The sequence below is a fragment of the Streptococcus sp. HMSC070B10 genome, from assembly GCF_001808665.1.
GTDB lineage: Bacteria > Bacillota > Bacilli > Lactobacillales > Streptococcaceae > Streptococcus.
In genome coordinates this window covers 16,917-41,245 of the sequence record NZ_KV794199.1, presented here as the reverse complement: position 1 = coordinate 41,245, position 24,329 = coordinate 16,917, and the positions used below count along the sequence as shown (strand labels likewise).

General features: G+C 40.3%; 21 protein-coding genes. 20 read left to right on the top strand and 1 reads right to left on the bottom strand.

The features are described 5' to 3' along the window. Positions 1-349: 349 nt before the first annotated feature. A complete protein-coding gene (locus HMPREF2613_RS06570) occupies positions 350-2,236 on the top strand; it encodes a sucrose-specific PTS transporter subunit IIBC (RefSeq protein WP_045604751.1) in 1,887 nt (628 codons plus the stop codon). A 149-nt stretch (positions 2,237-2,385) separates the two neighbouring features. After that, complete coding sequence (gene scrK, locus HMPREF2613_RS06565; RefSeq protein WP_000164311.1) at positions 2,386-3,273, top strand: fructokinase ScrK; 888 nt, start codon at positions 2,386-2,388, stop codon at positions 3,271-3,273. Positions 3,274-3,315: 42 nt separating this feature from the next. Here scrK and HMPREF2613_RS06560 read toward each other — a convergent pair whose 3' ends face one another. Then, a complete protein-coding gene (locus tag HMPREF2613_RS06560) occupies positions 3,316-3,933 on the bottom strand; it encodes a TVP38/TMEM64 family protein (protein ID WP_070479789.1) in 618 nt (205 codons plus the stop codon). 482 nt (positions 3,934-4,415) lie between these two features. On the opposite strand from HMPREF2613_RS06560, the gene HMPREF2613_RS06555 reads away from it, so the two are divergent. The 18 genes from HMPREF2613_RS06555 (at position 4,416) to HMPREF2613_RS06475 (ending at position 24,329) form a co-directional block, all read left to right on the top strand. Then, on the top strand, positions 4,416-4,631 hold the full coding sequence (locus HMPREF2613_RS06555; RefSeq protein ID WP_070479788.1) for a hypothetical protein: 216 nt from the start codon (positions 4,416-4,418) through the stop codon (positions 4,629-4,631). A 25-nt stretch (positions 4,632-4,656) separates the two neighbouring features. Then, positions 4,657-5,418: a DUF6261 family protein gene (locus HMPREF2613_RS11575; RefSeq protein WP_070479787.1), complete on the top strand. Its 762-nt coding sequence runs from the start codon at positions 4,657-4,659 to the stop codon at positions 5,416-5,418. A 114-nt stretch (positions 5,419-5,532) separates the two neighbouring features. Continuing rightward, positions 5,533-5,706 (top strand): hypothetical protein, encoded by a 174-nt coding sequence (locus HMPREF2613_RS11570; RefSeq protein WP_186822079.1) that lies wholly within the window; start codon positions 5,533-5,535, stop codon positions 5,704-5,706. Continuing rightward, on the top strand, positions 5,706-5,957 hold the full coding sequence (locus tag HMPREF2613_RS11565) for a hypothetical protein (RefSeq protein ID WP_070479786.1): 252 nt from the start codon (positions 5,706-5,708) through the stop codon (positions 5,955-5,957). Before HMPREF2613_RS11570 ends, HMPREF2613_RS11565 begins: the two co-directional genes overlap by 1 nt. 165 nt (positions 5,958-6,122) lie before the next feature. Then, positions 6,123-6,905: a hypothetical protein gene (locus HMPREF2613_RS06540; RefSeq protein WP_261673977.1), complete on the top strand. Its 783-nt coding sequence runs from the start codon at positions 6,123-6,125 to the stop codon at positions 6,903-6,905. 15 nt (positions 6,906-6,920) lie between these two features. After that, entirely contained in the window at positions 6,921-9,464 is a 2,544-nt protein-coding gene (locus tag HMPREF2613_RS06535) for a hypothetical protein (protein WP_070479785.1), read from the top strand. A gap of 156 nt (positions 9,465-9,620) precedes the next feature. Then, positions 9,621-10,025 (top strand): YbgA family protein, encoded by a 405-nt coding sequence (locus tag HMPREF2613_RS06530; RefSeq protein WP_070479784.1) that lies wholly within the window; start codon positions 9,621-9,623, stop codon positions 10,023-10,025. Next, on the top strand, positions 10,009-10,374 hold the full coding sequence (locus HMPREF2613_RS06525; protein WP_070479783.1) for a TIGR02328 family protein: 366 nt from the start codon (positions 10,009-10,011) through the stop codon (positions 10,372-10,374). The genes HMPREF2613_RS06530 and HMPREF2613_RS06525 overlap by 17 nt, the downstream gene beginning before the upstream one ends. Positions 10,375-10,558: 184 nt before the next feature. After that, positions 10,559-10,852, top strand: coding sequence for a helix-turn-helix domain-containing protein (locus HMPREF2613_RS06520; protein ID WP_070479782.1), 294 nt, complete (start codon positions 10,559-10,561; stop codon positions 10,850-10,852). A 350-nt stretch (positions 10,853-11,202) separates the two neighbouring features. Then, a complete protein-coding gene (gene metE, locus HMPREF2613_RS06515; protein WP_070479781.1) occupies positions 11,203-13,452 on the top strand; it encodes a 5-methyltetrahydropteroyltriglutamate--homocysteine S-methyltransferase in 2,250 nt (749 codons plus the stop codon). 102 nt (positions 13,453-13,554) lie between these two features. Further along, positions 13,555-14,421, top strand: coding sequence for a methylenetetrahydrofolate reductase [NAD(P)H] (gene metF / locus HMPREF2613_RS06510; protein ID WP_000089967.1), 867 nt, complete (start codon positions 13,555-13,557; stop codon positions 14,419-14,421). Between the two features lie 692 nt (positions 14,422-15,113). Then, complete coding sequence (gene pnp, locus HMPREF2613_RS06505; protein ID WP_070479821.1) at positions 15,114-17,267, top strand: polyribonucleotide nucleotidyltransferase; 2,154 nt, start codon at positions 15,114-15,116, stop codon at positions 17,265-17,267. Between the two features lie 15 nt (positions 17,268-17,282). Next, complete coding sequence (cysE, locus tag HMPREF2613_RS06500) at positions 17,283-17,900, top strand: serine O-acetyltransferase (protein WP_070479780.1); 618 nt, start codon at positions 17,283-17,285, stop codon at positions 17,898-17,900. A gap of 234 nt (positions 17,901-18,134) precedes the next feature. Then, positions 18,135-19,478 carry a cysteine--tRNA ligase gene (gene cysS, locus HMPREF2613_RS06495; protein ID WP_070479779.1) on the top strand — a complete coding sequence of 448 codons (1,344 nt, stop codon included), beginning with the start codon at positions 18,135-18,137 and terminating at the stop codon, positions 19,476-19,478. After that, the gene (locus HMPREF2613_RS06490) at positions 19,471-19,857 is read left to right on the top strand and encodes a Mini-ribonuclease 3 (protein WP_000567913.1); all 387 of its coding nucleotides are present in this window, start codon (positions 19,471-19,473) and stop codon (positions 19,855-19,857) included. Before cysS ends, HMPREF2613_RS06490 begins: the two co-directional genes overlap by 8 nt. Before the next feature lie 3 nt (positions 19,858-19,860). After that, positions 19,861-20,730, top strand: coding sequence for a helix-turn-helix domain-containing protein (locus HMPREF2613_RS06485; protein ID WP_070479778.1), 870 nt, complete (start codon positions 19,861-19,863; stop codon positions 20,728-20,730). Positions 20,731-20,842: 112 nt separating this feature from the next. Then, a complete protein-coding gene (locus tag HMPREF2613_RS06480; RefSeq protein WP_004263420.1) occupies positions 20,843-21,973 on the top strand; it encodes an ABC transporter ATP-binding protein in 1,131 nt (376 codons plus the stop codon). A gap of 133 nt (positions 21,974-22,106) precedes the next feature. After that, positions 22,107-24,329 (top strand): RelA/SpoT family protein, encoded by a 2,223-nt coding sequence (locus HMPREF2613_RS06475; RefSeq protein ID WP_070479777.1) that lies wholly within the window; start codon positions 22,107-22,109, stop codon positions 24,327-24,329.

Here is a 24,329-nt window from a genome sequence, read left to right as displayed (position 1 = left end):
TTTAATAGTAACCGTTTTCGATAAAAAATGCAAGCCTTTTATGTTAAAAAAGAGAAAAAACTGTTAAACGTTTATCATAAATTTAAAGCAGGAAATTAATCAACTTTTCAAGAAAATATGAAAGATAATGAAACAAAAGCCTTTTAACTAAGATTTCAAACTTGTTTTTTAAGGAATTCCTGCTAAAACAGTCAAAATCAATCAATCTAAAGCGAGCTTACTAAGTGGATAGAATATTTTTTCTGCAAAACGCTTGACATATTTCTAAAACATGATAAAATAATAGTCGTAGGGCGAATAAAATCGCTTTCAAACAATAACAAAATTTTATATAAGGAGATTTTTGCAAATGAACAATCAGGAAATTGCAAAAAAAGTCATCGATGCCTTGGGCGGACGTGAAAATGTCAACAGTGTAGCTCACTGTGCGACTCGTCTTCGTGTCATGGTCAAAGATGAAGGAAAAATCAATAAAGAAGTGATTGAGAACTTGGAAAAAGTTCAAGGTGCTTTCTTTAACTCAGGTCAATACCAAATCATCTTTGGTACTGGTACAGTAAACAAAATGTACGATGAAGTTGTTGCGCTTGGTTTGCCAACATCATCTAAAGATGACATGAAAGCAGAAGCTGCGAAACAAGGGAACTGGTTCCAACGTGCTATCCGTACTTTCGGTGACGTTTTTGTTCCAATCATCCCAGTTATCGTAGCGACAGGTCTCTTTATGGGTGTGCGTGGTCTTTTCAACGCTCTTGAAATGCCACTTCCAGGTGACTTTGCAACTTACACTCAAATCTTGACAGATACAGCCTTTATCATCTTGCCAGGTTTGGTTGTGTGGTCAACCTTCCGTGTATTTGGTGGAAATCCTGCCGTTGGTATCGTTCTTGGTATGATGCTTGTTTCTGGCTCACTTCCAAACGCTTGGGCAGTCGCTTCAGGTGGTGAAGTAACAGCTATGAACTTCTTTGGTTTCATCCCTGTTGTTGGTTTGCAAGGTTCTGTTCTTCCAGCCTTCATCATCGGGGTTGTCGGAGCTAAATTTGAAAAAGCTGTCCGCAAGGTTGTTCCAGATGTCATTGACCTCTTGGTAACACCATTCGTGACACTTTTGGTCATGTCTATCCTTGGGCTCTTTGTTATCGGACCAGTCTTCCACGTTGTTGAAAACTACATCCTTATTGGTACAAAAGCAATTCTTGGCTTGCCATTTGGTCTTGGTGGTTTCTTGATTGGTGGGGTTCACCAATTGATTGTCGTGTCAGGTGTGCACCACATCTTCAACTTGCTTGAAGTGCAATTGCTTGCTGCTGACCATGCTAATCCATTCAACGCGATCATCACTGCGGCTATGACAGCCCAAGGTGCTGCGACTGTTGCGGTTGGTGTTAAAACTAAAAATCCAAAACTGAAAACACTTGCTTTCCCAGCTGCTCTTTCTGCCTTCCTCGGTATTACAGAGCCTGCTATCTTCGGGGTGAACTTGCGTTTCCGTAAACCATTCTTCCTTTCATTGATTGCTGGTGCAATCGGTGGTGGATTGGCTTCAATCCTTGGACTTGCTGGTACTGGTAGTGGTATCACTATCATCCCTGGTACAATGCTTTATGCAGGTAATGGACAACTTCCACTATACCTTCTTATGGTAGCTGTATCATTTGCACTTGGTTTTGCTCTTACTTACATGTTTGGTTATGAGGATGAAAAAGAAGTTGCTACTGAAGTAGAGACAGAACGTTTGGTCCAAGAAGAAACAACTGGTAACATTCCAGCAGCTCTTCAAAATGAAACACTTGTAACTCCTATCGTTGGTGATGTTGTAGCTCTTGCTGATGTTAATGACCCTGTTTTTTCAAGTGGTGCTATGGGACAAGGTATCGCTGTGAAACCAAGTCAAGGTGTGGTCTATGCACCTGCTGATGCTGAAGTTTCAATTGCATTTCCAACAGGACACGCTTTTGGTTTGAAAACAACTGATGGTGCTGAAGTTTTGATCCACGTTGGTATTGACACTGTATCTATGAATGGTGAAGGTTTTGAAGCAAAAGTTGCCCAAGGTGATAAGGTTAAAGCTGGCGATGTTCTTGGAACATTTGACTCAAACAAAATCGCTGCAGCTGGACTTGATGATACAACAATGGTTATCGTTACAAATACAGCTGACTACGCTTCAGTAGCTCCAGTCGCAACAGGTTCAGTTGCTAAGGGGGATGCTGTTATTGAAGTGAAAATCTAATCAATCCTCTCTAATGTGAAAACGAACAAATGACATGTTTGTTCGTTTTTGCTTGAATGGTAAGATTTACAGAGGAAAATCTAAAAAATAGAGAAATTTAGACTTTCGAAATATGCTATAATAAAGAAAATAAAAACAAGAGGTTTATCATGACAAAATTATATGGAAGCTTGGAAGCGGGCGGTACAAAGTTTGTCTGTGCTGTCGGTGATGAAAACTTTAACGTTGTAGAAAAAACACAATTTCCAACAACAACTCCAATCGAAACAATCGATAAAACCATCGAGTTCTTCTCAAAATTCGATAATCTTGCTGGTCTTGCAGTTGGTTCATTTGGTCCGATTGATATTGATAAAAACTCAAAAACTTATGGCTTTATCACAACGACTCCAAAACCAAACTGGGCAAATGTGGACTTGCTTGGTGCCCTTCGTCGCGCCCTAAACGTGCCAATGTACTTCACAACAGACGTAAACAGCTCTGCTTATGGTGAAGTGGTTGCCCGTAACAATGCTGGTGGTCGTATCGAAAACTTGGTTTACTACACAATCGGTACAGGTATCGGTGCAGGTGTCATCCAACGTGGTGAGTTTATCGGCGGTGTGGGTCACCCTGAGATGGGTCACTACTATGTTGCTAGACACCCAATGGATATTGAAAAAGAATTTAAGGGTGTTTGTCCTTTCCATAAGGGATGTCTGGAAGGCTATGCAGCTGGTCCAAGTTTGGAAGCTCGTACAGGTGTACGTGGGGAAAACATTGAACTCAACAACCCTGTTTGGGATGTCCAAGCCTACTATATCGCTCAAGCTGCGGTCAATGCGACAGTGACTTTCCGCCCAGACGTGATTGTCTTTGGTGGAGGGGTCATGGCTCAACAACACATGCTGGACCGTGTCCGTGAGAAATTTACATCTCTTCTCAATGGTTACCTACCAGTACCAGATGTGCGTGAATACATCGTGACGCCAGCAGTCGCAGGAAATGGTTCTGCTACTCTTGGGAACTTTGTTCTTGCAAAAGAAGTTTCAAAATAAAGCACAAAATCCGCTTGGGAAACCAAACGGATTTTTTACGTGTCAAAGCATTTGCCAGAAAAAGTCGATAATATAGGTCAGACCGTAGGTATAAACCACGAGAGTAAAGGGCTTGGTCAGAATGATGATGGTCATATAGCGCTTGAAGCTCATCTTGGTCAGGGCAGCCAGCATACAGAGAAAGTCAGCTGGACTAATGGGCCAAATCATCATAAAGATAAAGAAACGGTCAAAGCGATTGCCCTTATCCAACCAGCCGATATACTTGTCATAGGTGCGCTTACTGACGACAGACTGGATAAAGGCGGCCCCATAGAGGCGCACCAGATAAAAGATAATAGCACAGCCAATCACAATCCCGATATAGTTGTAGATAGTCCCGATGATGTGGCCGTAGATAAAGACCCCAGCCACCGAGGTCAAGGCTCCTGGGATGATAGGGACGACAGTCTGTAAAATCTGTAAAAAGATAAAGAGGGGTGGACCCCAGATACCTGCCTGCTGGATAAAGGCAGAGAGGGTTTCCTTAGACTGTAAAATCCCAGCCTGATAAGCCCAAATACAGAAAATCAAACTCCCAACCCCACCGACAATCGATGAGATGTTGATAACTTGCTGTAGAAGGGGAGAAACAGCTTTCATTTGTTTATCCTGTGACATGTAAACTCCTCATAGATAGTATAACTCTACTATACCATATTTTGGAGGAGAAAGGGGGAATGAGTGTTTTTGATGAGGAATGGATAGTGAATAGGCCTTCGAGACTTAGAACAGGCCTCTTTCCTAAAGTTTACATGTATTCTAGCTTTAGAACAATCGTCACTCCATAAATTTAAAAGTATTCTAAGCTTCGAATAGCTTATCTACGAAATTTTTGAGGTCTTCGAACTTTCGAATAGTCGTCTTTCCTAAAGTTTAAATGTATTCTAAAGCTAGAAGAGTTAAAATCTAAAAATAGTAAGAGTCTCTATCTGACAGACGGGATGTGTGTCTAATCAGATAGGGATTTTTTTATTTTGGAAATGACTGATTTGTCCTGAAAAGTACATTTTAGATGGAAATAATGACAGTTGAGCGGATGGAGGTCAAAATAGTTTTGGAAACTGTTAGAATGAATGTATCAACTTAAAGGAGAAAAATTGATGAAGAAAATTAGAGATGATGAGGAGAGTGTACTATGGTCACTTCCTGTATTTGGAATTATATTATTGGTCTTTGTATTGTTTCAAGTCTTTGAAGTAAAGGACAGTTCGATGTTAATAGAACGTAGGAGAGTGGGTGTGGTGAGATCTGTTCCAAGAGAGCATCATCATGCAAATCTACTCCACTCTTTATTTGATAAAGAAGATAATAAATGATTCGTTAAATAGAAAGGATATCATCATGACAAAAACATACGCTATTCGCCCTCTTAGTTACAGCAACTTTACCAACCGTGAGTTTGAAAGCCTGATGATGGATACTCATCAAAGTTTGGCGACTTTTTCTAAGGCAAACAAGGATGAGGCTATGTATGCCAAACATTTGGAACCCTTCAAAACCAAGCTAGATGATTTTCAAGCTCAACTTGCGGCGGTGGAAACGAAAGAGTCTAGTAATTTGACAGAAGTGGATCGCAATCGTGATAGTGCCTTGGTCGGTCTCTTTACCCTTCATAGAGGATTTGCTAAGATTAAGGATGCCAAGCTCAAAGAAGCTCATGAAACTCTGAAACCAGTCTTTGCCAAGTATAAGGACATCACCAAGCACAGCAATGATGTGGAGACGGCAGAAATTAAGAGCCTGCTCAAAACGCTGCGTGAAACACCCTATCATGAGGCAGTTACCAGTCTAGGACTGACACCTATGCTGACGGCGGTGGTCAACTCTCAAGAGGAATATGATCAAGTGGAAAGTAAGGCGCGTGCTTCCAAGTCTGCCAAGGAAGTTGGCAAGACCAGACAACTCCGTACCGAACTTTCAACCAGCTACGACCTCTTTATGCGCTATACCGCAGCCAGTGCAGAAGCCTACCCTGAAAAGGAACACCTGACTCAACTCCTCAAGGAACTCAATAGTATCCGAGATAGCAAACGCCGTCTCATCACTAGTAGCAAGAAAGATAAAAAGACCAAACCAGCAGAACCAGCCCCAGTAGCAGGATAAAGATACCCCCTTAGAAGCGGATTTCTAAGGGGGATTTTTGTGGTTTCATAGTATAATTTAAGTAGAATAAAAGTATTTTATAATTAGTGATGGAAGTTTTTTAGGAAGGTTGTGATGAATATATCTGATATAAAAATAAGAAAAGAAGTATCTAGGCGATTTCAAGAAGCTAGAAATAATTCAAGGCCTGATACATGTTTACTATGTAATAAAAAACTTACAAAACTTTGTAATTTGCATTCAGTTCCTCAATTTGTATTAAAACAATTGGCTGAGAATGGAAAATAATGCAGTCTAGTTTTTTGCTTGCTTTTGAAGATATAGATATATTTGAGACTGAAAAAGGAGTAAAAAATTCAGGGACATTTAAATTTATATGTCATTCATGTGATAAAGAATTCTTTAATGATTATGAAGCGGAAGATGCTTTATTGGGAGAGGTTTTAGATAGAATGTTAGCTGAAATTGCTTTGAAAAATGAACTTTTGAATGTTTCCAAACGAAGTCAAGAAGTAGATAAGTATTTCTCCGAAACTTGATTGCAATAATTTATCTTAATGTACAAAAATACAATTGAATTTACTAGCGACAAATTATAACCAAATAAAGATTTGTTTATAAATAAGAGCCTTACTGTCAAAATTAAAATTATTCTATGTTATAATGTGACTACAAACATAATCGTCAGAAGGGTAGATAAATTAATGAAAAATAAACCATTGACACCAGATTCTCTTTTGAAATTTAAAAAATTTTTTTACAAAGATAGCTTAGTTAGCAGGTTTAAAGCTATTACAGATTCAAGTAATCAGAAAATTTATTATGAGTATGTCCCATCTAAGTTAGAAATTGAATTAATCAAAGCAATTGCAACAGAAAAGAGTAAACATACAAATTCCCATAGTCAGGATGATAAAATTCGATCAGATGATGAAAAAAAGAACAAACAATTTGAAGGTTGTCTTGCAGAATTAGCTGTGGCTAAATTTTTAGTACATATTTTAGGAGAGTCTCCACAAAATGTTGAAGTTTATGATGCTGTTCGTCCTAACTTTGAATACGTTTCTAAGGAAGAGTACGATATCAAGGTATCTAAAAATGGTATAACAAAAAAATGTGAGGTTAGAAATTCTTGGTCATATAAAACTAACATTTTTGAATTTTGTTCAAATAGTGATGTCATAGGAAAGTATACAAATAGTACCAAACATTCTGAAGAACTAGCAGACTTTTTTATTCGTCCAGTTTTACAATTAAATACAATAAATTTAAATTTAAAGCAACCGCCCAAAAATGCTATTGAACTTATAGAAACAGGAGAAGCTAAATTATATATTGTTGCTGCATGTACCCAAGAGGAAATGAAAACTCTGGGGAAGGAAAATAAACAAATGACAAGAAATAGCACTAAATTTTTCTGCACTAAAATTAATAGACTTGATTCTATTTCAAACTTCAAAATAAAATATGATAAATTATTCAATTAACGGAGAAAAAAATATATGAGTGATTCGATATTTAATTATAAAGCTTCTAATAGAATTGATAAGAAACTAATTAAATCATTACAGTTCGCATCATCTGAAAAAGGAGTTGAGCACGCTTATTGGGATGCTATTTCTGCAACTTTTAAAGTTACTCAACCAAGCGATTCACAAAGAACAGATGGTTTTATTGAACTTCAATTTTCTGAGAGAGAAATTTTTTTACTGATGGAATTTAAATACCAAGCTCAATTAAATAAAAGGGCTAATGCGTTGCGAGTTTTGATTCAATCATTATTTTATATTCGGAACTTGAGAGAAAATACTGCAAAGATTCCTAATATGGTTTTGATAGGTGATCAAGAATATGCATTCGTAATTAGTTCAAAACCACTACTTAAATATCTTGATAATTCTGATATTGATTGGTCTGTATCACCTTCTGAAGCACCTAGAAAATATGCTTCTACTCTCCTGGTAGATTTAGAAAATGATGGTGATATTCGTTACTATCTTCACAAGATATCTGAAAAATTTACTTTTAATGACTTAATTCACGATATTCAGAATCTTTCCTCAGACAATGGTACTAAAATAAAAATAACCGAATCAAATATTAGTATAGCTTTCGGGAGATTTATTTGTGATATTATTGTGAATCCAAGTGCTTATTCAGCAGAAGAATTGGTATCTTTATTCCTTACTATTGCAATTGATAGAGAAAGTGTATTTATCTCCTCTACCGGCAATAAACTAAATATTAATGGCAAAGAAATTCTTATAAATAAAGCTAACTATCTATCTTTTATTAGTCATTTTGATCAAAATTATAAACCTTCTGAAAAACGTAAATTTACTGGAATTTCTGATAGGCTTATTTTCGATTTAGAAAGACGATCTAACGGTGAGTTCTATACTCCGAGCTCTTTTGTTGAATTTTCTCAAAAAAGATTAGAGAAATACATAGGAAAAAACTGGAGAAATGAATTCGTTGTTTGGGATCCTGCATGGGGGACAGGAAATTTAACACGAGATTATAAGTTTGAAAAGTTGTATGCCAGTACTTTGAATAAAAGTGATCTGGATCAAGGGCAACAGTATAACGCTGGTTCGGAAAAATTTGTATTCAATTTCCTTGAAGACGATTTTAATTTTGAAGATGATTCTTTATTTATTCATGAAACCGAAAAGTTACCATCCTCACTTGTAAATATACTAATAAATCATCCTACAACAAATTTTTTATTTTACCTTAATCCACCTTATGCAACTGCAGGAAACTCTAACTCATCGTCTTCTAGAATAAAATCAGGTATTTCAAAGAGTAAAATACAAGATGAAATGAGAGAAAAAAAACTTAAAGTACAAGAACAATTATATGCTCAATTTTTATATCGTATTATAAAATTAAAACAAAAATTGAATTTAACCAATGTATACATTGGCATTTTCTCTCCATCGTTATTCCTAACTGGGTCCAAATTCGATAAATTTAGAAAACTTCTTCTTAGTGAGTTTAAATTTTTAGAGGGAAATATTTTCCAAGCTAGTAACTTTGCTGATGTAAAAAGTAATTGGGCTATCGATTTTTCAATTTGGAAAGGTATAGAATCTTCCTCCTCTAAACCTCAGTATGAATTTATTCATAATGTTCTCAGTGTAGATGAAATTGGGTATGTACAAATTATAGATACTAAAAATTTATGGAATACTGATGATCCTGAATTGATAAGTTTACAAGATTTTTTAATCCAACACACTGAAAAACCAGTTACAGCAACAAAAAATGTAATTCAATTTAAATCACGTTATAAATCTGAAAACATTGAGCTTAATATTCCACAGAACGCCATTGGCTATGTTATAAATGATACAAACAACATTGAAGCTTCAAACAAAGGTGTATATCTTATGAGCAGTCCAATTAAAAGACATATTAAGACTGCTATGATTACCGAAAATACCTTTGATTATCAAATGATTGTCTTTGCAAGTCGAAAGGTAGTTAAACCGACTTGGAGAAATCAAAAAGACGAATTTCTTGCTCCAGACATTAATAATCCTAAATTTCAAGAACTGAAGGTAAAATCAGTAATCTATAGTATCTTTAGTCCAAACAATAATATAATCAGCTACCGCAAAGGTTACTTGAACTTTAACTGTGATAATCTTAATCCATGGTTCTTTATGTACCCTGAAGAAATTAGGGAATTAGCAGATGAGTATAATAATGACCAAATATTTGATGACGCAATTTCACATTCTTCAATTCCTTATGTTACAAGATTTCTTGAAGAAAATAAAAATTATTTGGATGATAAAGATAATGAACTATTAGATCTCGCAAAACAAATAATAAAAGATAGTTTCAAATTTAGAAATATCGTAAATGATGATGAACCGGAATTATCTGTAAATACGTGGGATGCTTCCTGGAATCAAATCACTTCAATATCAAAAAAATTTTATTTAGGTAATTTAGAAAAATTTAACATACTTTTCAAGAATTATTGTAACGATATTGAGCAATTAGTATACAAAAATAATATTCTACGTGGATAGATAAAAAATCTTTTCGTCTTTTTCAGATTTTATAAATTTTGCATTTTCTAATTTGATACTGTCAACAATTTTGTGTAAACACTCTCTTTTCGCTCATTTTTAAGAGATAACTTTGTTTCCATATTCCCTGGAAACGGATAGAAAACAAGGAGAAACATGGAACAAACTAACCAAATATCCCAATGCCAACATCTCTGGGCTAGAAACAAATACCTTGTTTTGAGTCATTCTAGCAATATTTACAATGAGATTCGCCAGTATCTCAAGAATGAAGAGGTGGAATTGAGTCTGGTTCAAGAGATGATTGACTGTGCTTGCCATATTCCAGAACACAGGGGTCAGGTTTGCAATGCCTTTCAACATATTTGGGGTTATTTCAAGAAGAAAGCAACGGAGACTGAACGCAAGGATTATATGTTTTTACTGGAGCGTTATCACTCTGGTCATGCCACCAAAGAAGAATTAATTGCTAAGACGAGAGAGCTGCTTGAACGTTACCCAAATGCTTATCTGCAAAATTCTAGCTTGCTGAAAGGAGACTCCCATGAGACTTTGGCATGAGGTTTTGATTTCGCAACTTCCCCGTCCTCAACTTTTGGGGCAACATCGAGAGTGTTGCGCCCTGCGTGGTAATGGCTGGGGCAGAAAGCATGCGACGGTTGACTATGTCTTTACCCACTCGCCCTATCATCTCTATGCCTATCATCGCTTGATTATGGAGGAGATGGCTGACCGTGGCTACAATGTCAGTCCAGAGTGGCTGGACAAGAACTACCGTGGCAAGACCTGCCCTCCTTACCAAGATTTAGCAGAGGAGAAGTTGACTAGCCCTATATATAGCGAACATGACGACGCCTACTATGAGGAGTGTTTGGATAATCTCCGTGAGAAGGGGATAGAGCTGGAATAATAGTAAGAATTGTCTTCGATTTATAACTCTTCCCGTAATTTTTTCGAATAATAAAGATGAGACCTTTGGAATTTTTCTAAGGTCTTTTTTATGAGTGTTGGGATTTACTTTTAATAACTTTTGAGTTATACTTTCTAAGTAGCAGAGCGTGAACTGAAAGACTAAAAAGAAAGAGGGGTAAGTGATGAAGAATAGTGCCATTGAGAGTAATTGGAAGGATGTCCGGTCTGAACTATTTACCAAGGAGGAAATCCTTGAAAGTGATATGCGAGTGGCTATTATGAGTGAGCTGATTGAGGCTAGGCATGAACAAGGAATCAGTCAGAAAAAGCTAGAAGAACTTAGTGGAGTAAGCCAGCCTGTCATAGCTAGGATGGAGACAGGCAAGACAAGCCCTCAGTTGGACACAGTCTTAAAAGTCCTAGCCAGTCTAGGAAAGACACTAGCAGTCGTCCCACTTGAACAGAAAAAAGGTTGATAGGGATGAAATTACTTGGTTGGCTAGAATCATCCACTGGATAATTTTACCTCCCGTCCGCACTTTTCAGAGAAATATCAGAATTACAAAAGAAAACTAACCTATAGTCTTTTCTAATAACAAGTCATAGTCACTTATAAGAATTACTAATAACGTATTTGAGTATTCCAACTAAAAAACAGCCAAAAACAAGCTACACAAAGGATTTGAGGCATTTGTCTCAAGTCTTTTTCTTTTGTCCAAAACAGAGGTATAGTTTCAAACTATATCAAAGCCTAATTTTTTACAATTATACAGACGCATTCTTTTCTGTTAAGATAGTTTCAACAACAAATTTTGGAGGACACATCATGTCAACTACAATCATCGGTTTCCCTCGTTTGGGCGAATTCCGCGAATTAAAATTTACAACTGAAAAATACTTTAGAAAAGAAATCTCAGAAGAAGAACTCTTGGCAGCAGCAAAAGACTTGCGTGCTAAACACTGGAACATTGTCAAAGAAAAAGGCATCACTGAAATTCCATCAAATGACTTTTCTCACTATGACAACTTCCTAGATGCAGCTTTCCTTTTCAATGTGGTACCTGCTTCTGTTCAAAACTTGGACTTGTCTGACCTTGAGCGCTACTTTGCTTTGGGACGTGGTTACCAAGGAGAAAAAGGGGATGTTCGCGCTCTTCCAATGAAGAAATGGTTCAACACTAACTACCACTACATCGTTCCTAAATTTGAAAAAGACACTCAAGTTAAACTTGCAGGTCACAAGATTTTCGATGAGTTCCAAGAAGCAAAAGAACTTGGATTGAACACTCGTCCAGTTCTTGTAGGTCCATTCACTTTCCTTCAATTGTCAGACTTTGAAGAAGGTGTGAAAGCAGAAGACTTCGTAGACAGCTTAGTGGCTGCTTACCAAGAAGTTTTTGCAAAATTGGCTGAACTTGGTGCAACTCGCATCCAATTGGATGAAGCTGCTCTTGTAAAAGACTTGACAGCTGAAGAAAAAGCTCTCTTCTTGAACCTTTACAATAAACTTTTGGCTGACAAAAAAGGTCTTGAAGTCTTGCTTCAAACTTACTTCGGAGATGTTCGTGACGTATACGCTGATCTTGTAAACTTGCCAGTTGATGCGATTGGTCTTGATTTCGTTGAAGGTAAGAAAACTCTTGAATTGGTTAAAGGTGGCTTCCCAGCTGACAAGACTCTCTATGCAGGTATTGTCAATGGTAAAAACATCTGGCGTAACAACTACGAAAAGAGCTTGGCTATTCTTGAGCAAATCCCAGCTGAAAACATCGTATTGACAAGCTCATGCTCACTTCTTCATGTGCCATTTACAACTGCTAATGAAGAATTTGAACCAGCTATCTTGAACCACTTTGCTTTCGCAGTTGAAAAATTGGATGAAATCCGTGATTTGGATGCTATCCGCAATGGTAAAGGTGAAGAAGCTCTTGCAGCTAACAAAGAACTCTTTGCGACTGAACGTGTTGGTGTTAATGCAGAACTTCGTGCGCGCATCGCTGGTTTGACAGACGCTGACTACACTCGTTTGCCAGCTTTTGCAGAGCGTGAAGCTATCCAAGAAGAAGCTTTCAAACTTCCAGCTCTTCCAACAACAACTATCGGTTCATTCCCTCAAACAAAAGAAGTTCGTGCCAAACGTTTGGCTTACCGTAAAGGTGAATTGTCTCAAGAAGAGTACGACGCTTTCCTTGCTGAAACAATCGACGAATGGATCAAATGGCAAGAAGATATCGACTTTGATGTCCTTGTTCACGGTGAGTTCGAGCGTAACGACATGGTTGAGTACTTCGGTCAAAACTTGTCAGGTTACCTCTTCTCTAAAAATGGTTGGGTACAATCTTACGGTATGCGTGGAGTTAAACCACCAATCATCTGGGGTGATGTCACTCGTCTTAACCCTATCACTGTTAAATGGTCTAGCTATGCACAAAGCCGTACAAACAAACCTGTTAAAGGTATGTTGACTGGACCTGTTACCATCCTCAACTGGTCATTCCCACGTGAAGACATCTCTATCAAGGATTCTACTCTTCAAATCGCCCTTGCTATCAAGGATGAGGTGCTTGACCTTGAAGCTGCTGGTGTGAAAATCATCCAAATCGACGAGGCTGCTCTTCGTGAAAAATTGCCACTCCGTCGTAGCGACTGGTACGAAGACTACCTTGACTGGGCAATTCCTGCCTTCCGCTTGGTACACTCAACAGTAGCTCCAGATACTCAAATCCACACTCACATGTGTTACTCAGAATTTACAGATATCATCCCAGCTATCGACAACATGGATGCAGATGTTATTTCCTTTGAAGCTAGCCGTTCAAACCTTGAAATCTTGGACGAACTCAAAGCGAAAAACTTCCAAACAGAAGTGGGACCTGGGGTTTACGATATCCACTCACCTCGTGTGCCAAATGAAGGCGAAATCGACCACACAATCGAAGCTATTCTTGCTAAAGTGCCAAGCAAGAAAGTTTGGATCAACCCTGACTGTGGTTTGAAAACACGTGGTATTCCAGAAACAAAAGAAAGCTTGATCCGCCTTGTGGAAGCAGCTAAAGCTGCGCGTGAGAAATTGTAAGATAAGGATTTCTCAAGAAGCGCTGTTTGGTCAATCTACCTGTTTCACTTGGATTCTAGGAATCCAGCTAACGAAAAAATTAACTAGAAAAGGATAATGACTATGTCACGCCAAACACCGTCACTCTCATTTGAAGTGTTCCCTCCAAACCCAGCCGTGGGTAATGATAACATTATTTCTGCTCTTCAAGATATGCAGGAGTTGGCTCCTCACTTTATCAGTGTGACTGCCAGCAATAATAAATTTAATATCAAGGAAACGACGGTCCGTTTGGCTGACTTTATCCAAAATGATTTGGCGATTCCGACTATTGCTCACTTGCCAGCTATCTATCTAACCAAGGACAAGGTGGCTGAAACGATTGCCGACTTGGACAAGGTTGGAGTGCAGAAAATCTTGGCTCTTCGTGGGGATATTATTCCAGATGTGGAACCACAAAAGGATTTCCGCTACGCAACTGACTTGATCGAGTTCATCAAGGAGCAAGCTCCTCACTTTGATATTGTTGGTGCTTGTTATCCAGAAGGTCATCCAGATTCACCAAATCAGATTTCAGATATTCAAAATCTTAAGAAGAAAGTAGATGCAGGTTGTTCGAGCCTTGTGACTCAGCTTTTCTTTGACAATGAGCGTTTCTATGATTTCCAAGACAAGTGTATCTTGGCTGGGATTGATGTTCCTATTCATGCAGGGATTATGCCGATTCTGAATCGAAATCAGGCTCTCCGCCTCTTGAAGACTTGTGAGAATATCCATCTTCCACGCAAATTTAAAGCCATCTTAGACAAGTATGAGCATGACCCTGAGTCGCTCAGAGCAGCAGGACTTGCCTATGCAGTGGACCAAATCGTGGACTTGGTAACTCAGGATGTCGCCGGTGTGCATCTTTACACCATGAACAATGCTGAAACAGCAAAATACATCCACCAAGCAACCCATGCCTTGTTTAATCATCAGTCTCTAGGATAATAAAAAACAAACCATTCTTCTCAGGTGAGGGGAATGGTTCCTTTTTAATGGTAAAGACCGCACTTTTTAAGAAAAATATGATAAAATAAACTCTGTACGTACTTGATACAAAGATGAGGGTATTAAATAATACAATGCATTTAAACTGAAACTCTTAGATGTTTTAGCATCAAATCTTTCTGATAACTAACGGTAGGAAAGAGCGACACGATCGAGTCAAATCGATATTATTTGACGAGAGAGTTAGTAAAGCATTTAGCTAATCGCCTGATAGCGATTAGCGTGAAAGGTTTAGATGCTTTAGTATCAAACCTTTCTAATGATTTGTATCTTGAGAATTGAACACGCCTACAACTCTGTGGAAAAAGATAAATCTCCCTAGGAGCAGTCGCTCCGTCGTTCGATTTCCTATTTTCCTTTGAGTTGCTTGACGGCTTAGTATCTTGAGTAATTGAACACGGGCTAAATCCCTAGTGAAAAAGATAGATTTCCTGGTGTACATGGTACACTGCGTCAATCGAATGCTATCTTGTGTAATTGAACCCGGCCGAAAAGCTGTGTAAAAAAGATAAACTGTCTTGTCTTCATCGAAGACTTCGTCAGTTTCCTATTTTTACTTTGCTTTTGACGTCCTTGGTATCTTGATCTTTGTAGGCAAGGCGTATAATTTCATCAATCCAAAGGGGATTAAAATGACAAAACAAGTGTTTCAAACGACTTTTGCGGGTCGTGAGTTAATCGTAGAGACTGGTCAGGTTGCTAAGCAAGCGAATGGCGCAGTTGTCGTACGTTACGGTGAGTCAACTGTCTTGACTGCTGCCGTTATGTCTAAGAAAATGGCAACTGGAGATTTCTTCCCTCTTCAAGTCAACTACGAAGAAAAAATGTATGCAGCTGGGAAGTTTCCTGGTGGCTTTATGAAACGTGAAGGACGTCCTTCAACGGATGCGACTTTGACAGCGCGTTTGATTGACCGTCCAATCCGACCAATGTTTGCGGAAGGTTTCCGTAATGAAGTGCAAGTGATTAACACTGTGCTTTCTTACGATGAAAATGCTTCTGCACCAATGGCAGCTATGTTTGGTTCATCTTTAGCGCTTTCTATCTCAGACATTCCATTTGACGGACCAATCGCTGGGGTGCAAGTGGGCTATGTGGATGGTCAAATCATCATCAACCCTACGCAAGAACAAGCAGAGCAATCTCTCCTTGAGTTGACAGTAGCTGGTACCAAGCACGCTATCAACATGGTAGAGTCTGGTGCCAAAGAATTGTCAGAAGAAATCATGTTGGAAGCCCTTCTCAAAGGGCACGAAGCAGTCAAAGAATTGATTGCTTTCCAAGAAGAAATCGTTGCAGCAGTCGGTAAAGAAAAAGCAGAAGTGGAATTGCTTCATGTGGACGCTGACTTGCAAGCTGAAATCATCGCAGCCTACAACAGCGACCTCCAAAAAGCTGTCCAAGTAGAAGAAAAATTGGCCCGTGAAGCTGCAACTCAAGCAGTCAAAGACCAAGTAACTGCTGTTTACGAAGAAAAATATGCGGACCACGAAGAATTTGACCGTATCATGCGTGATGTGGCTGAAATCTTGGAACAAATGGAACACGCTGAAGTGCGCCGTTTGATCACAGAAGATAAGGTACGTCCTGATGGTCGTAAGGTCGATGAAATCCGTCCTTTGGATGCGGTTGTTGACTTCCTTCCTCGTGTGCACGGTTCAGGTCTCTTCACTCGTGGACAAACTCAGGCCCTTTCAGTCTTGACCTTGGCTCCAATGGGAGAAACTCAAATCATTGATGGTTTGGATCCAGAGTACAAGAAACGCTTTATGCACCACTATAACTTCCCACAATACTCTGTTGGGGAAACTGGTCGTTACGGTGCGCCAGGTCGTCGTGAAATCGGTCACGGTGCTCTTGGTGAGCGTGCTCTTGCTCAAGTTTTGCCAAGTTTGGAAGAATTTCCATATGCTATCCGTTTGGTAGCAGAAGTTTTAGAATCAAATGGTTCTTCATCTCAAGCTTCTATCTGTGCGGGAACTCTTGCCCTTATGGCTGGTGGTGTGCCAATCAAGGCGCCAGTAGCAGGGATTGCCATGGGTCTCATCTCAGATGGAAACAACTACACAGTCTTGACAGATATCCAAGGTTTGGAAGACCACTTTGGAGACATGGACTTCAAGGTTGCAGGAACTCGTGACGGGATTACAGCCCTACAAATGGATATCAAAATTCAAGGGATTACTGCAGAAATCTTGACAGAAGCACTTGCCCAAGCCAAGAAAGCGCGTTTTGAAATCCTTGATGTGATTGAAGCAACCATTCCAGAAGTTCGTCCAGAATTGGCTCCAACTGCTCCGAAAATTGATACCATCAAGATTGATGTGGACAAGATTAAGATTGATATCGATGAAGAAGGAAATGTGTCTATCTACTCTAGCGACCAAGATGCTATTAACCGTGCCAAAGAAATCATTGCTGGTTTAGTCCGTGAAGCTAAGGTGGACGAAGTTTACCGTGCTAAAGTCGTTCGTATCGAGAAATTTGGTGCCTTTGTTAACCTTTTTGATAAGACAGATGCCCTTGTTCATATCTCTGAGATGGCTTGGACGCGTACCAATAATGTCGAAGACTTGGTAGCAATCGGGGATGAAGTTGATGTTAAGGTTATCAAGATTGATGAAAAAGGACGTGTGGATGCTTCTATGAAAGCTCTTCTTCCTCGTCCTCCAAAACCTGAACGTGATGAGAAAGGCGAAAAGTCTGAGAGACCTCACCGTCCACGTCATCACAAGGACCACAAACCTAAGAAAGAATTTACAGGAACACCAAAAGATTCAGAATAAGAAAAGGAGAAATGTATGGGATGGTGGCGCGAAACCATTGATATCGTAAAAGAAAATGATCCAGCGGCCCGCACCACTTTGGAGGTTTTGCTGACTTATCCAGGTGTCAAGGCCTTGGCGGCCCACCGTCTCTCGCATTTTCTCTGGAAGCATGGCTTCAAACTCCTGGCTCGTATGCACAGTCAGTTTTGGCGATTCTGGACTCAGATTGAGATTCATCCAGGCGCCCAGATTGATTCAGGTGTCTTTATCGACCACGGCTCTGGTCTGGTGATTGGGGAAACAGCGATCGTTGAAAAAGGTGTTCTCCTTTATCACGGAGTGACTCTTGGTGGGACTGGTAAGGATGTTGGCAAACGCCATCCGACCGTTCGAAAGGGAGCACTCATATCAGCCCATGCCCAAGTTATCGGACCAGTAGAAATCGGTGAAAATGCCAAAGTCGGTGCTGCAGCAGTTGTTGTAGCAGACGTACCTAGTGATGTGACGGTTGTCGGTATTCCTGCTAAGATTGTCCGTGTATATGGTAAAAAGGATGAGCCGGTCATTCACGAAGTCGAAGAAAAACGAGAGTACTACGTCAATAAACTCGAGCAGGCTAAAGAAGCCAGTCACAGATCGTCTGGGTTGTAATTTATGATGATTCTTTTATCTATTAACATTTTTTAAAAGACGATATTCGACTGAGTAGGTCGTAAAGCAAAAGGGCGACTGTCAGCCCTTTTCTTGCATTTATTTGATTCTTCTTTTACTTTTTAGAAAGGAGCAAGGGATTCCGAAGTGTAGAGAGATTCGGACTGAAATTCAATTGAACTCTTAGTGATGAAACTAATTGTTCTTGGATTTCAGCTTTCCTGACTATGATTTATGATTAAAATTTACGATACCATGTCTCGTGATTTGCGAGAGTTTGTCCCGATTGAGGACGGCAAGGTCAAGATGTATGTTTGTGGGCCAACTGTGTACAACTATATCCACGTGGGGAATGCCCGCTCAACAGTGGCTTTTGACACCATTCGTCGCTATTTTGAATACCGTGGGTATGAGGTTGCCTATATTTCCAATTTTACGGATGTGGATGATAAGATTATCAACCGTGCCAAGGAAGAAGGTATCACGCCTCAGGAGGTTGCGGACAAGTACATCGCTGCCTTTCGTGAGGATGTGACAGCCTTGGGCGTCAAACCTGCGACCCGCCATCCTCGTGTGGTGGAGTTTATGGCTGACATCATCCGCTTTGTGGAAGACTTGATTGAAAAAGGCTTTGCCTACGAGAGTCAAGGAGATGTCTATTTCCGTGTGGAAAAATCTCACAACTATGCCAAATTGGCTAATAAAACCTTGGAAGATTTGGAGCTGGGTGCTTCAGGTCGTACCGATGAAGAAACAGGTCGTAAGGAAAATCCTGTAGACTTTGCCCTCTGGAAATCTGCCAAATCAGGCGAGATTTCTTGGGACAGTCCTTGGGGACCTGGTCGTCCGGGCTGGCACATCGAGTGTTCAGTCATGTCGACAGAGATTTTGGGAGATACCATTGATATCCACGGTGGTGGAGCCGATCTGGAGTTTCCGCATCACACCAATGAAATTGCCCAGTCAGAAGCCAAAACAGGTAAGACTTTTGCCAACTACTGGATGCACAATGGCTTTGTCAATATTGACAATGTCAAGATGTCCAAGTCCTTGGGGAACTTTATCACTGTTCATGATGCTCTCAAAACGCTCGATGGCCAAGTACTCCGTTTCTTCTTTGCGACTCAACACTACCGCAAGCCAATCAACTTTACGGAAAAAGCGGTGCGCGATGCAGAGACTAATCTTAAGTATCTGAAGAATACTTACGAGCAACCTTTTACAGGAAATGTGGACGCCCAAGAGTTACAATCCTTTAAAGATAAGTTTGTAGCGGCTATGGATGAGGATTTCAACTCTGCCAACGGTATTACAGTAGTCTTTGAAATGGCCAAGTGGATTAACTCTGGCAATTATGATGCAAGTGTTAAGCAAGCTCTTGCGGATATGTTAGAAGTCTTTGGAATTGTCTTTGTTGAGGAAGTTTTGGATGTAGAGATTGAAGACTTGATCCAAAAACGTCAAGAAGCGCGTGCAAATCGTGACTTTGCGACAGCGGATCAAATCCGTGACCAATTGGCTGCTCAAGGAATTAAGCTCCTTGATACCAAAGATGGAGTGAGGTGGACACGTGATTGATGTCAATCTCATTAACGGGATTGCGCTAGCTTTTGAAGGAGATGCGGTTTATTCCATGTATATTCGCCGCCACCTCATCCTCAAAGGCATGACCAAACCCAATAAACTCCATCAAGAAGCGACCAAGTATGTTTCAGCCAAGGCTCAAGCTCGCCTGATTGCTCTCATGTTGGAGGAGCAAGTTCTAACGGAAAAAGAAGAAGAAATCTACAAACGTGGTCGCAATACCAATAGCCACACCAAGGCTAAAAATGCTGATGTAGTGACTTACCGTATGTCCACAGGTTTTGAAGCAGTCATGGGTTATCTCCATATGACTGAAAATCTGGAACGTCTTGAGAGCTTGATTTCGTGGTGCATCCAAAAAGTGGAGGGCTAGGACATGATGGCAAAAGAACTACAAGACTGGTTTCCTGAAGCTCAGATTTCAGACCAACCAGTAGAGAAAGAAGGCTATCTCACGCTCCCTTTAGCTTTTCAGCAGTGGATTTTGTTGGAGGAAGCTGGTCTCAGTGAGCGTGAAAAGCAGTTGGTTGCCCTGTTGACCCAGCAGGAGCAAGCTCGTTCGCTCAATCCTTGGTATTCTTATCTGGTTGAGGGGAAGGGACAGGCACCGAAAACTTTTAAAAAGATTCAGTTGGTTTATTGTCATCTTTCCTATTTTCAGCAGGAAAATCTAGCTTCTTGGCTAGATATGATGCGGACTCTTTTTCCCAACTGTCAGACGGTGCTTCAAGTCGGAGCTCAGGATTACGTTTTCGTGCTTCAACAAGATAGATATACCTCTGTACGAGCTATTTTAAGTGATACGATTGAAGCGGTTGAGTATGACTTTGGACTTCGTCTCTCTATCATGTTGGGCCAGATTTGGTCTCAGACAGGACATCAAGCACTATCAGACTTAATCAAAGCAGAGCGCGATTTGTTTAAGACTTGGTGGCGTCATGGTCACCAAGGTGTTCATACCTTTTCTCAGCTTTATCTTTGGAGTATGGGAGAAAGGCTCGTGGACTTGAAGGCAATAAAGGAGTGTCTACACCAGATGATTTTGGATCAAGACCAGATTCAGGAGATTGTTCTCTCTCTTTGGGAAAATAGTGCTGTTCTCACTAAAACAGCCCAGCAACTCTATCTGCACCGCAATTCTCTCCAATACAAGATTGATAAATGGGAAGAATTGACAGGGCTTCAGTTGAAGGAATTGACTGACCTGACCTTGTGTTATCAGTTGATTTTACCAGATATTTTATAAAGTTTTGTGCAAGTTGCACAGAACTTTTTTATTTTTTTGGTCACCTTGCCATAGAAAAGTAAAGCGTTTTCATCTATAATAAAACTATCAAAAGACAAAAGGAGTTCACCTCATGGTAGAATTGAATCTTAAAAACATTTACAAAAAATATCCAAATAGCGAACACTACTCAGTTGAAGACTTCAACTTGGACATCAAAGACAAAGAATTTATCGTTTTCGTAGGTCCTTCAGGATGTGGTAAATCAACAACTCTTCGTATGATTGCTGGTCTTGAAGACATCACAGAAGGTACTGCATCTATCGATGGCGTGGTTGTCAACGACGTAGCTCCAAAAGACCGTGATATCGCCATGGTATTCCAAAACTACGCTCTTTACCCACACATGACTGTTTATGACAACATGGCTTTCGGTTTGAAATTGCGTAAATACAGCAAAGAAGACATCGACAAACGTGTGCAAGAAGCAGCAGCAATCCTTGGTTTGAAAGAATTCTTGGATCGTAAACCAGCTGACCTTTCAGGTGGTCAACGTCAACGTGTTGCCATGGGTCGTGCCATTGTCCGTGATGCAAAAGTGTTCTTGATGGACGAACCTTTGTCAAACTTGGATGCGAAACTTCGTGTATCCATGCGTGCTGAAATCGCTAAAATCCACCGTCGTATCGGAGCTACAACTATCTACGTAACTCACGACCAAACAGAAGCGATGACACTTGCAGACCGTATCGTTATCATGTCAGCTACTAAAAACCCTGCTGGTACTGGTACTATCGGACGTGTAGAACAAATCGGTACTCCTCAAGAAGTTTACAAAAACCCAGTTAACAAATTCGTAGCAGGATTCATCGGAAGCCCAGCTATGAACTTCATCAACGTAAAATTGATCGGTGACCACATCGTTGGTGACGCCTTTAACTTGAAAGTTCCAGAAGGTGCTTTGAAAGTTCTTCGCGATAAAGGTTACGAAGGTAAAGAATTGATCTTCGGTATCCGTCCAGAAGACGTGAACGCAGAACCTGCTTTCCTTGAAACATTCCCAGAATCAGTTGTGAAAGCAACTATCTCTGTATCAGAATTGCTTGGTTCAGAATCTCACCTATACTGCCAAGTTGGTAAAGATGAATTCGTTGCTAAGGTTGACGCACGTGACTACTTGCAAGCTGGTGCAACAGTTGAACTTGGATTTGACTTGAACAAAGCACACTTCTTCGATGTAGAAACTGAAAAAACAGTTTACTAAGATAAACGAAACTCAAAACACTGCTAGAAATCTGGCAGTGTTTTTTTGAGATGTGGATTGATTGAGAGGGAATTTTCTAGTTTTCATATTCTTAAAAAAGTGATAAAATGGTAGGAAGAATTGGAGAGTAGAGATGCCAAAAGAAGTGAATTTAACAGGCGAAGAAGTTGTCGCTTTAACAAAAGAATATTTAAAGGAAGAGGATGTCCATTTTGTCCATAAGGCCTTGGTCTACGCGGTGGAATGCCATAGTGGTCAATATCGCAAATCAGGTGAGCCTTATATTATTCACCCTATCCAAGTGGCAGGTATTTTAGCCAAACTCAAGCTGGATGCTGTGACAGTAGCTTGTGGTTTCTTGCATGATGTAGTAGAAGATACAGATGCGACCTTGGACGATTTGGAAAGAGAGTTTGGCCCTGATGTGCGGGTAATCGTTGATGGGGTTACCAAGCTTGGTAAGGTCGAGTACAAATCAATCGAGGAACAATTAGCGGAAAATCATCGCAAGATGCTCATGGCCATGTCTGAGGACATCCGTGTTATCTTGGTCAAACTGTCTGACCGCTTGCACAATATGCGGACCCTGAAACACCTTCGAAAAGATAAGCAGGAGCGTATTTCCAAAGAAACCATGGAAATATATGCCCCACTTGCCCACCGTTTGGGGATTTCCAGTGTCAAATGGGAATTAGAGGACCTATCTTTCCGTTATCTCAATCCAACGGAGTTTTACAAGATTACTCATATGATGAAGGAAAAGCGCAGAGAGCGTGAAGTCTTGGTGGATGAGGTAGTCACAAAATTAGAGGAATATACGACAGTTCGTCATCTAAATGGGAAGATTTACGGTCGTCCCAAACATATTTACTCGATTTTCCGAAAAATGCAGGACAAGAGAAAACGTTTTGAGGAAATCTATGACCTGATTGCCATTCGTTGTATTTTAGATACCCAAAGTGATGTTTATGCCATGCTTGGTTACGTGCATGAGCTTTGGAAACCGATGCCAGGTCGCTTCAAAGACTATATCGCTAATCGTAAGGCAAATGGTTACCAGTCTATCCATACGACTGTTTATGGACCAAAAGGGCCGATCGAATTCCAAATTCGAACCAAGGCCATGCACGAGGTGGCTGAGTACGGGGTTGCGGCTCACTGGGCTTATAAGAAAGGCATCAAGGGGCAGGTTAACAGCAAGGAATCAGCTATTGGGATGAACTGGATCAAGGAGATGATGGAGCTTCAAGACCAGGCTGATGATGCTAAGGAATTTGTGGACTCTGTCAAGGAAAACTATTTGGCCGAGGAGATTTATGTCTTTACTCCAGATGGAGCTGTCCGTTCCCTTCCAAAAGATTCAGGACCGATTGACTTTGCCTATGAAATCCATACAAAAGTCGGGGAAAAAGCAACTGGTGCCAAGGTCAATGGTCGTATGGTTCCACTGACAACCAAGCTCAAGACAGGGGATCAGGTTGAAATTGTCACCAACCCTAACTCCTTTGGACCGAGCCGTGACTGGCTCAACATGGTCAAGACCAGCAAGGCGCGTAATAAGATTCGTCAATTCTTTAAAAATCAAGACAAGGAATTGTCTGTCAACAAGGGTCGTGAAATGCTGATGGCTCAGTTCCAAGAAAATGGCTATGTGGCCAATAAATTCATGGACAAGCGTCATATGGACCAAGTTCTACAAAAGACCAGCTACAAGACAGAAGAATCCCTCTTTGCGGCCATTGGTTTTGGCGAAATCGGTGCCATTACCGTCTTTAATCGTCTGACTGAAAAGGAACGCCGTGAGGAAGAACGTGCCAAGGCCAAGGCGGAGGCAGAAGAACTTGTCAAAGGTGGCGAGGTAAAGGTTGAAAACAAAGAAACCCTCAAGGTTAAGCATGAGGGTGGTGTGGTCATTGAAGGAGCCTCAGGTCTCCTAGTGCGGATTGCCAAGTGTTGTAATCCTGTTCCTGGTGACGATATTGTTGGCTATATCACCAAGGGTCGTGGTGTGGCTATTCACCGTGTGGACTGTATGAACCTGCGCGCCCAAGAAAACTACGAGCAACGTCTCCTTGATGTGGAGTGGGAAGACCAGTACTCTAGCTCAAATAAGGAGTATATGGCTCATATCGATATCTACGGCCTCAACCGTACAGGGTTGTTGAACGATGTACTGCAAGTTCTTTCAAACACAACTAAGAATATCTCAACAGTCAACGCCCAACCAACCAAGGATATGAAATTTGCTAATATCCATGTGTCCTTCGGCATTGCCAACCTCTCGACGCTGACCACGGTCGTGGACAAGATTAAGAGTGTGCCAGAAGTTTACTCTGTCAAACGGACTAACGGTTAA